This is a genomic window from Petrotoga mexicana DSM 14811, assembly GCF_002895565.1.
GTDB lineage: Bacteria > Thermotogota > Thermotogae > Petrotogales > Petrotogaceae > Petrotoga > Petrotoga mexicana.
Genome location: NZ_AZRN01000012.1, coordinates 205,720 through 215,771, shown reverse-complemented (window position 1 = coordinate 215,771; position 10,052 = coordinate 205,720). Strand labels below are relative to the sequence as shown.

8 protein-coding genes are annotated in these 10,052 nt (G+C 35.3%); 4 read left to right on the top strand and 4 right to left on the bottom strand.

All coding sequences use genetic code 11. The features are described 5' to 3' along the window. Positions 1-171: 171 nt before the first annotated feature. The 4 genes from X927_RS04245 to mnmG all read left to right on the top strand — a co-directional run bounded on the left by X927_RS04245 (position 172) and on the right by mnmG (position 4,922). Entirely contained in the window at positions 172-897 is a 726-nt protein-coding gene (locus X927_RS04245; RefSeq protein ID WP_103076855.1) for a GntR family transcriptional regulator, read from the top strand. 37 nt (positions 898-934) lie between these two features. Then, positions 935-1,861: an SIS domain-containing protein gene (locus X927_RS04240; RefSeq protein ID WP_103076854.1), complete on the top strand. Its 927-nt coding sequence runs from the start codon at positions 935-937 to the stop codon at positions 1,859-1,861. Between the two features lie 7 nt (positions 1,862-1,868). Then, entirely contained in the window at positions 1,869-2,960 is a 1,092-nt protein-coding gene (gene nagA / locus X927_RS04235; RefSeq protein ID WP_103076853.1) for an N-acetylglucosamine-6-phosphate deacetylase, read from the top strand. Between the two features lie 84 nt (positions 2,961-3,044). Beyond that, positions 3,045-4,922, top strand: coding sequence for a tRNA uridine-5-carboxymethylaminomethyl(34) synthesis enzyme MnmG (gene mnmG / locus X927_RS04230; protein WP_103076852.1), 1,878 nt, complete (start codon positions 3,045-3,047; stop codon positions 4,920-4,922). 45 nt (positions 4,923-4,967) lie between these two features. Here the strand turns inward: mnmG and X927_RS04225 are convergent, their stop codons facing one another. The 4 genes from X927_RS04225 to X927_RS04210 form a co-directional block, all read right to left on the bottom strand. Further along, positions 4,968-6,113, bottom strand: coding sequence for an SBBP repeat-containing protein (locus X927_RS04225; protein WP_103076851.1), 1,146 nt, complete (start codon positions 6,111-6,113; stop codon positions 4,968-4,970). 213 nt (positions 6,114-6,326) lie between these two features. Next, positions 6,327-7,508: a glycine C-acetyltransferase gene (locus X927_RS04220; RefSeq protein ID WP_103076850.1), complete on the bottom strand. Its 1,182-nt coding sequence runs from the start codon at positions 7,506-7,508 to the stop codon at positions 6,327-6,329. A gap of 2 nt (positions 7,509-7,510) precedes the next feature. Next, positions 7,511-8,563, bottom strand: a complete 1,053-nt coding sequence (gene tdh / locus X927_RS04215) for an L-threonine 3-dehydrogenase (RefSeq protein ID WP_103076849.1) — start codon at positions 8,561-8,563, stop codon at positions 7,511-7,513. Between the two features lie 146 nt (positions 8,564-8,709). Then, positions 8,710-9,867: an amidohydrolase gene (locus X927_RS04210; RefSeq protein WP_103076848.1), complete on the bottom strand. Its 1,158-nt coding sequence runs from the start codon at positions 9,865-9,867 to the stop codon at positions 8,710-8,712. Between the last annotated feature and the right edge of the window lie 185 nt (positions 9,868-10,052).

Sequence of the window (10,052 nt, the reverse complement as noted above, 5' to 3'; positions counted from 1 at the left end):
CCTTCACCCCGCTCCCCACCCTCTAAGGATGAAGAAGTCTATCCCATTTGCTCCACTGCCCACCCCAACTATTTTAGCACATATAATTTAGAAAAATCAATCTTCAATTTGACTTATTGTTATAACTATTATATAATTTAAACATATCAATAAGAAAGGAGTGCGATTAAAATGGAAGAAGCCCCTATTCCGCTCTATTATAAACTTTATCTAGACTTAAAAAGAGAATTAGAGGAAGATTATAAAAAAGGAGATAAGTTGTTAACAGAAAACGAGATATGCGATAAATTTGGTGTTTCACGTTTGACCGTAAGAAGAGCATTGGAGGAACTGTCAAAAGAAGGTTTAATAACAAGAAAAAGAGGACAAGGTACATTTTATACAGGACAAAAACAAGAAGAAGAATTGACCAAGCTTACAGGTTTTACCGATGAGGCAGTTAAACAAGGCCATTCAACTAAATCCGTTGTGTTAGAAAACAGATTAATAGAAATTCCTGCCGAGTTAGTTGAAGAGTTTAAAGTTCCAAAAGATGGGAGGGTAGTACTATTAAAAAGAATTCGATTTTTAGATGAAGAGCCGTATGCAATCGAAACAGCATATTTGAATCCCAATGCAGATATAAGGGTATTGAACATAATTGAAAGGGATATGTCAAAAGAATCGTTATATAGGATATTAACTAACGAATACGGGATAAAATTCACACATGCTGTTGAAACTCTCGAGGTAACAACTTTAAACAAAGAACAAGCTAAATATTTGTCCCAAAGCGAAGGATCTATTGCAGCCTTGAGAACAAGATATACCTATATAGAAGATAAAAAGTGTATTGAATATGTTAAGTCAGTTTACAGAGGGGATAAGTACAAATTCAAGATAGTAAGAAAGGCGTGAAAGTTAATAAAGATAATTGTGAGGAGGTAGTATAAAAGTGCACTATACTTTGGATGAAATAAGAAGAACCCCAAATCTCTTAAGTAAGTTAAATGAGTTTGATTTTTCTTTTTCAAAAGAGAAAAGATATCTTTTTGTTGGTTGTGGTTCTTCATATAATATTGGATTTATAATGAAAGAAATGTTGAACAAAAAAGGCTACAAAGCAAAGGTACTTACAGGTGGACATGTTATGCTTTTTGATGATATTCCAGACAGTGATGTTGCAATCTTAATAACCAGAACAGGTGAATCAACTGAAACTGTTTTAGCCGCAAAAAAATTAAGGCAGAAAGGCATAAAAACCATAGGAATAACATCTTCAAAGCATTCTTCAATCACTGAACAATGTGAAGAGAATATAACCTTAGATTTTACTGAAGAAAAAAGTGTTGTTATGACCGGTTCTTTTGTTTTTATATTGGCAATGTTGCTAAACGGAATAGAAAAAAATGATTATTATAATTTCAGTGAGAAAATCTTAGAAGATTCAGAAAAGATTATTGATCACTTAGCTTTAGAAAAGTACGAACATTTTGTTTTTCTTGGGTACGATGAAAATTATGGTATTTCAAAAGAAGGTGCCCTAAAACTCCAAGAGATGGCTTTACAATACGTTGAATACCATGAGCCTTTAGAGTATAGACATGGACCTATATCCACACTCATAAACAAAACGTTGGTTATCTTAAACTCAAAGGGTATGAAAGAAGAGAAAAAATTGATCGATGATATCGAAGGGTTGGGAACAAAAGCCTTAGTAATTTCTACCGATGGACATATAAAAATCCCAGATATGAAAGGATTTGAAGCTCCTCTAAGGCTCATTCCCATACAGTATTTAGGTTACAAAAAGGCCATACAAATGGGATACAATCCAGATTCACCCAAGAATCTTTCGAAATCTGTCAAATTGGGGGGATAAGATAAATATGAAATTAGAAAATGTTTTAATTGTGGATCCTATAAATGGAGAGTTTACTGGGGATATCGAAATAAGAGACAAAAAAATTTCTAAAGTAATAAAAAAAGATTATGATTCTAGAGATGTTAATACCATAGTTATGCCTGGTTTTGTAGACCCCCACACCCATGCACAAAAGGGTATAGATACGATGCATGCAACAAACGAGGAGTTCAAAAGTTGGGCAAAAAATAATTTTTCATACGGTGTAACTACTTTTTTACCAACAACGGTTTCAGCCTCTAAAGAACAGATCTTAAAAGTTTTGGACAATATAGACGATGTAGGTTCTTCAATCGAAGGAGTTCATTTGGAAGGTCCATATATAAACAAAGAAAAAAAAGGAGCTCAGAACCCTCAGTATATAAGAGATCCTTCTTTGGAGGAATTAAAAGAGATAATTAACGATAAAGTGAGATTAATAACCATGGCACCAGAGGTTAACGGTTTTATTGAGGCATCAAATTATCTTAAAGAAAAGAATATAGTAATCTCATTAGGCCACACTTCAGCTAATTTTGATATCTTCAAAAAAGCTTTCGAATCAGGAGTTACCAGAATCACCCATTTTTCAAACGCATTAACACCACTACATCATCGAAACATAGGAGGAACAGGTTCTGGCTTTTATTTTGATTTTAATATAGAAATGATATGTGATGGAATTCATCTCTCTCCTGAGTTTGTAATGTTGGTATATAAAATAAAAGGAGCAGACAAAATTATATTGATAACTGATTCTATCGCTGCCGCAGGTTTACAAGACGGTGAATATGAATTGGGTGGCTTAACAGTTATAGTAAAAAACAATCAAGCAACACTTAGTGATGGAACGATCGCTGGGAGTACGCTACTTTTCAACGAAGGTGTCAAAAATTTTAAAAGATTTACCAATTGTACACTACAAGAACTTGCAAAGGTATCCTCATACAACGCACTTCAAGAACTACATATTTACGATAAGGGAAGGATTGAAGTTGGCTACTACGCAAATCTTGTCATTTTAGACAAAGACCTGAACGTGAAAGAAACCATCTTCGAAGGTGAAAAGGTATTTTAAACATTGTGTGCTATAATAAAAAACAGAAAAAAGATAAACTCCCTAGGGGCGCTAAAGAAAGTATAAAAAATGGAGGTAGCGTTTTTGGAAAACAAAGAAAACAGTTTTGATGTTATTGTTGTTGGAGCAGGTCATGCCGGGATTGAAGCTGCTATAGCTGCAGCTAAAATGGGAATGAATACTTTAATATTGAATATAAATTTAGACACATTAGGATGGGCTCCTTGTAATCCTGCTATCGGAGGACCTGCGAAGGGCGTTGTAACCAGAGAAATAGATGCACTTGGCGGAGTACAAGCGAAGGTAACAGACGAAACGATGATCAACGTCAGAATGCTCAATACAAGTAAAGGTATCGCTGTTAGGGCTTTAAGAGCTCAGATTGACAAATATGATTACTCACAAAAAATGAAAGAAATCTTAGAAACTACAGAAAATCTAATTTTGAGACATGGAATAGCGAAAAACCTTTTAGTAGAAAACGGTAAAGTAATCGGATTAGAAACAGAATTAGGAATGAAATACTTTGCTAAAGCTGTGATTTTAACTACCGGAACATTTTTGAGAGGCAAAATCTTTGTTGGTAGGAACGCTTTTGAAGCTGGTAGAATGGGAGAACTTCCTGTAAATTCCTTAACATATTCTTTAATTAAAGAAGGTTTAGAAGTATCGAGATTTAAAACCGGGACACCTGCAAGGGTGAGGAAAGATTCTATCGATTTTTCTAAATTTGATATCCAAGAAACCGCAGATGAACCTCTCGCTTTTTCTTACTGGAGTCAACCAAAAGCTTTAACGAAGGATTATCCTTGTTATTTAGGGAGAACCAACAGCAAGACCCACGAAGTTATTAGAAAATATATTGCATTCTCTCCTTTGTATGGAGATGTAAAATTAATTCAGTCCATTGGTCCTAGGTATTGCCCTTCAATCGAAGATAAAGTTATGAAATTCAATAAGGATACCCATCAATTTTTCCTTGAACCGGAATCAAAACACTCTAAAGAGATCTATTTGAATGGATTGAGTACGAGTTTACCTTTTGAAGCGCAGATTGAGATTTTGAAAACTATACCTGGTTTAGAAAATGCTATAATTGAAAGGCCCGCTTATGCCGTTGAGTACGATTTTGTTAATCCAAATCAATTAAAACACAACCTTGAAACAAAAAAAATAGAAGGATTATTCTTAGCTGGCCAAATCAATGGTACAAGTGGTTACGAAGAAGCCGCAGGTCAAGGACTTATGGCAGGAATTAATGCTGCTTTAAAAATCAGGGGAGAAGAACCTTTTGTTCTTGACAGGTCCGAGGCTTACCTTGGGGTTCTTATCGACGACATTATCACAAAAGGCGTCGACGAACCATACAGGTTGCTGACTTCCCGTGCTGAATACAGGTTGTTGCTCAGACATGATAACGCTCATTTAAGATTGTATAAGTATGGATACAAATACGGTTTATTGAGTAAAGAACAATACGAACAACTTTACAGATTGGAAAACCTAATAAATCAGCAAATAGAGAGATTGGAACAAATTAAAGTATCACCTAATCAAGTTAACGACATTTTAGCCTCAAAAGGCTCTTCAAAAATCACCCATCCTGTTCACATGAGTGAATTACTCAAAAGAAGCGAAATATCTTATGCTGATTTGAAGCATTTAGATGAAGAAGCAGTTGAAGAAAAAGAAGTGATAGAACAAATTGACATTCACTTCAAATATAACGGATATTTTCAAAGGATGCACGATGAGATTATGAAAATGAAAGAGCTCGAAAAAGAAAAGATACCGAGCGATATAGAATACGACAAAATTAACAACATTGCCTATGAAGCAAAGGAAAAATTGAAAAAAATTAAGCCAGAAACTTTTGGACAACTCCTAAGGATTCCTGGCATAAATCCAGCTGATGCTATAAACTTAAGGATTTATTTGAAACAAAAAGATAAAATAAGGTAGTTAAAATTAAAACCGCCCCAACATTTTATAAGGGCGGTTTAAAATTTATTTTACTGTGTACTTTAAAATAAAGACATCTTTGTGAGCATCTGCACCCAGATCTGCTGATTGAGAATACCCAGCAACATAAAGGTTTCCATTATCATCAATATCCATTGCATAAGCGACATCATCACCGTATCCACCAAGAGATTTTTCACTCAGTAAATTACCGTTATTATCGTATTCAAGTATAGCAAAATCTTTGTCTCCATTAAGGGTTGTAACATATCCTGCAACGTATATATTTCCATTGGGGCCTACGGCAACTGAATAACCGTGATCACTTTCAACATCTCCATAAAAACTTTCCCACAAAATATTTCCATCGGGGTTAACTTTTACAACATATATATCTGACCACTTTGAATCCCATGAACCTTCATAACCAACTGCTACGTAGCCTCCAGGTACTTCTTTAACATCGAATCCTCTAGCATAATCTCTGGGAGCAAAAACTTTTGTCCAGATTTCTTCTCCATTGGGATCAACCTTAGTCAAATAGAACTTGGTCTTATTTTCGAATAATTCTACTACCGTACCTGCAATGATGAAATTACCGTCTGAAGTTTTTTGAATACTCAAAGGTTTGGTGTCAGAACCAGCAACAAAGTAAGGGAGCCATTTTTCAAATACAACTTTTCCTTCTTTATTCAGTTTTACCATTTTACCTCTCAGATTTAATGTATCAGGATCGGAACCGTAGCCTATTACAACATAACCATCCTCTACTTCGACAACAGCAGAACCTTTATCGTTACCTAGTTTATTAATGTTGGTAGAGAATTTGTTTTTACCAATTTTTGAAACATAGAAATCTGAATCACTACCATAAGAATTAGAGGTTCCAACAACAACGATATCTCCATCAGACGTTAAAATTCCTTGATTTGACCAATCGTTGTAATTTCCACCTAACTTGTTTTCATAAACGACATTTCCTTCTTGATCAAATTGTAAAATTAGAATATCTTCGTTGAATCCTTTTTCGTTGGTGTATCCAAAAAGGTAAACACCATCGTCTGTTGATTTTACATCGAAGATCTCCTGAGATCCACCAAGGGTGTATACTCTTCCCCAATCAAGGGTTAAAGAAGCCATCGCAAAAAGAGATACTGTTAATACCAATACCAATACAATTTTTGATTTCACCACAATCCCTCCTATCTTTTTATATTTTACTGTCTATAGAATCCTTAAAATTAGCTTTAAAATAAATTTCTAAATTTAAAATTATCTTCGTTAATGTTGGTGATGTTCAAACTGTCTTAGCGCCCCTTCACCCCGCTCACCACCCGGAATGAAAATTACAAAAAAGATTTTCTTCTTTATTATATCATAAAAATTTAAAAATCACACAACAATTTATAGAATACCAAAACTTTTACCTATTTTTTCAAATTTGTTTAAGGCAAAGTCTAAATCCTCTTTACTGTGTAAAGCGCTTATCATTACCCTTATTCTGGCTTTCCCTTTTGGAACGGTGGGATAAACTATGCTAGAGGCAAAAATGCCCTCTTCATATAGTTTTGAGCTAAATTCTTTTGTTTTCTTTTCATCGTAGATCATCACAGGGGTTATAGGGGTTTCAGTAACTCCAATATCATAACCAATTTCTTTTATCTTACCTTGAAAATACTTGGCGTTATCCCAAAGTTTTTTTACTAACTCGTTAGATTCATAAAGTGTTTTTGTTGCTTCTAAAGCTGCAGCTGTTTCTGCTGGTGACAAAGAACTAGAGAATAGAAATGGTCTTGCTTGTTGTTTTAAATAATCGATTAATACCTTTTTACCTGCTATGAATCCACCTACAACTCCAAAGGCTTTTGATAAAGTTCCAATTTCTATATCCACTTCGTCAGTCAAGTTAAAATGATCAGCCACTCCTCTTCCGTTTTCTCCTAGCACTCCTTCTCCATGTGCATCATCCACCATTACTAAGGCATCATACTTTTTAGCTAGTTTCACAATTCCTGGAAGGGGAGCGATATCTCCATCCATACTAAAAACACCGTCAGTTATAATTAATTTTCTCCTACAATTATCTTTTTGAGCTTTAGCAAGTTGTTCTTCCAAAGAGTTTAAGTCTTTGTGTTTCCATATATATCTTTTTGCCTTTGATAACCTAACCCCATCTATTATACTTGCGTGATTAAGTTCATCTGATAAAATACCATCTTCCTCATTTGTTATAGTAGGAATAACTGCTTGATTAGCGTTGAATCCGGATTGGACAACGAGAGTGGCCTCTACTTTTTTGAATTCCGCTAGCTTTTCTTCTAATTCATCATGAATTTTCATAGTCCCAGCTATTGTTCTAACTGCTCCAGGACCTACACCCCAGCTTTTAACAGCATTGATAGCAGCTTCTTTTAGCCTTTCGTTGTTTGCCAAACCCAAATAATTGTTGGAACACATATTTAAAACCTTTTTACCATTAATATTGATCCACGCACCTTGTGCACTTTCAAGTGTTCTTATGGTGATAAGTAAACCAGAATCATCGAGTTTTCTCAAATCTTCTTTCAATTGTTCATAAAAATCCATAATCAAACCTCCTCCTCTTTTGTAACGTTTAAAACTATCTTACCGCTTTTCCCACTGGCCATCAATTCAAAAGCCTCTTCAAAATTTTCAAAGTCGAATTCATGTGTAACGACTTTACTTAAATCCAATTTACGGTACTTCAACCAGTTTAAAGCCATATACCACGTTTCAAACATCTTTCTTCCAGTAATCGTATGAATAGTAAGATTCTTAAAAACCGCGGTATTCATTTCAAACTTTACCTTGCTTTCAGGATAAACCCCCAAGATAGATGCTACTCCTGTGCTTTTTAATGATTTTATACCCTCATTCAGAGCGTTTTCATTTCCTGACATTTCAAGAAAGACATCTGCTCCTAATCCAGAGGTTATTTTTAATACTTCTTCAACTACCGACTTCTCCTTTGGATTTATAACCAAATCAGCCCCCAATGATTTTGCCATATTGATCCGGTAATCAGAAGGTTCACTCACTACAATATAAGCTGCTCCGGATAATTTAGCAATTTCTATCGCCATAGCGCCAATAGGTCCCGCACCAGCAATCAAAACTACCTTACCTCTTAAATCGGCTGCGGTTGTCGTAAAAATTGCATTTCCTAAAGGTTCCATTACAGATGCATATTTCAAAGGTATGCCTTCGTCTATTTTAATCAAAACTTTATCTGGAAGAACAGTGTATTCAGAAAAAACACCATCTCTATCCACTCCTAAGATTTCTAAATTCTGGCATACATGCATGTTACCTGTTCTACACTGATAACAATAACCACAAGGTATATGGCTGTCTGAAACAACTAAATCTCCAGATTTAACGTTTTTAACCTCATTTCCCACTTCGATTACTCTTCCAACAAATTCATGGCCATCGATTTGGGGGAAATGCTTAATTCGGTCTTTTGCCCAATCATTCCATTCGTAAATATGCACATCAGTCCCACATATTGACACTTTCAAAATCTTAATCTTCACATCGTGTGGAGACTGTAAAATTGGTTCTTCTACTTCCACTAGGGATAACCCTTTTCCTGGTTTGGATTTTACAATAGCCTTCATTTTTTCACTCTCCTTTAAAAAATAACTACTATTATATATAGTAACTCACTATGAAATTTTTTTCAAACCTCTGGAGAGTAGATTATAGGCAAAAATAGACAATAATGGGCAATTATCGTCAATTAGAACAAAATTAGTGAATAATTTTATAATTCATAAACCACAATTCCATTTATCAATGTCTTTTCTACAACGCTTCTTGGATCAAAAGGATGACCGCTCCATAACACCAAATCCGCATCTTTGTCTTCATCAATCGTTCCTAAATGCTTTTCTATCTTTAGAATTTTAGCTGGATTTAATGTTAACATTTTTAGCAAATCTTCTTCTTTGGCACCATATCTTAAAGCAGTAGCTGCTTGTATTGAAGCGTGTTCTAAATGAGTTACTGGGTGATCTGACATCAATGAAGCTAAGATTCCCTTCTCATTAATTATTTTTATCGACTCAAACCGCATATCCCTTGTTTCCAGTTTTGTTCTGAAACCTAGTAGAGGTCCCAAAATCAATGGAATATTTTTTTCTTTAATAAAATCAGGGATTTTATAAGCCTCTGTTGCGTGTTCAATAACCAGGTCAAACCCAAATTCTTCAGATAACCTTATCGCAGTTAAAATATCGTCTTTTCTGTGTGCGTGAATCCTTGCTGGAATTTGCTTATTTAGAACTTTCTCGCCAATTTCGAATTTGATATCTGTCTCAGTAAAAGCTTTCCCTTCTTTTTCTGCAGATTTCTTCTTTTCAATATAGTTTCTAACCTTTGTAAAATAATCTCTTATTACTGCCGCATTTCCTAACCTAGTAGAGGGAGTTTTGTTGTAAGAACCATATACTCTTTTAGGATTTTCTCCCAAAGCCATTTTAAGCCCAGCAGGTTCTCTTAAAATAGCTTCATCGGTTAATTGAGAATTTAACTTCAATATAGCCCCCTGCCCTCCAATAGGGTTTGCACTACCTGGCACTATCATCACTGTTGTAACTCCCCCAGATAGAGCTCTTTTGATGGCAGCGTCTTCTGGATAAAAGGCATCAATCGCCCTAACTTGTGGGGTAACTGGGTCTGTGGCTTCATTTCCGTCTTGGTAAGCCGCTCCAACACCCTCCTCAAACAAACCAATATGGGAATGTGCATCGATAAATCCCGGTAAGATATACTTATTTGTTGCATCTATTACCTCTTCTGCTTTAACCTGCAAATTTTCCCCTATTTGCTTGATTATGCCATCTTCTATCAAAATATCACCAACAAATGGTTCTCTAGAAATAGGATAAATGTATCCGTTTTTCAATAAAAGTGTTTTCATAATGTAGTCCTCCTTTTAGTATTATTGACTACTGTCTTAAGAATCTTTATTCATAGCGCCCCGTTGCCCCGCTCCCCACCCTCTAAGGAAAGAGCTCTGGACCCTTCACCCCGCTCCCCACCCTCTAAATAGGGACCTGCGGTCCCTTAAACCGAGGGGAGGGCTCCGCCCTGTGACCCTTTTTA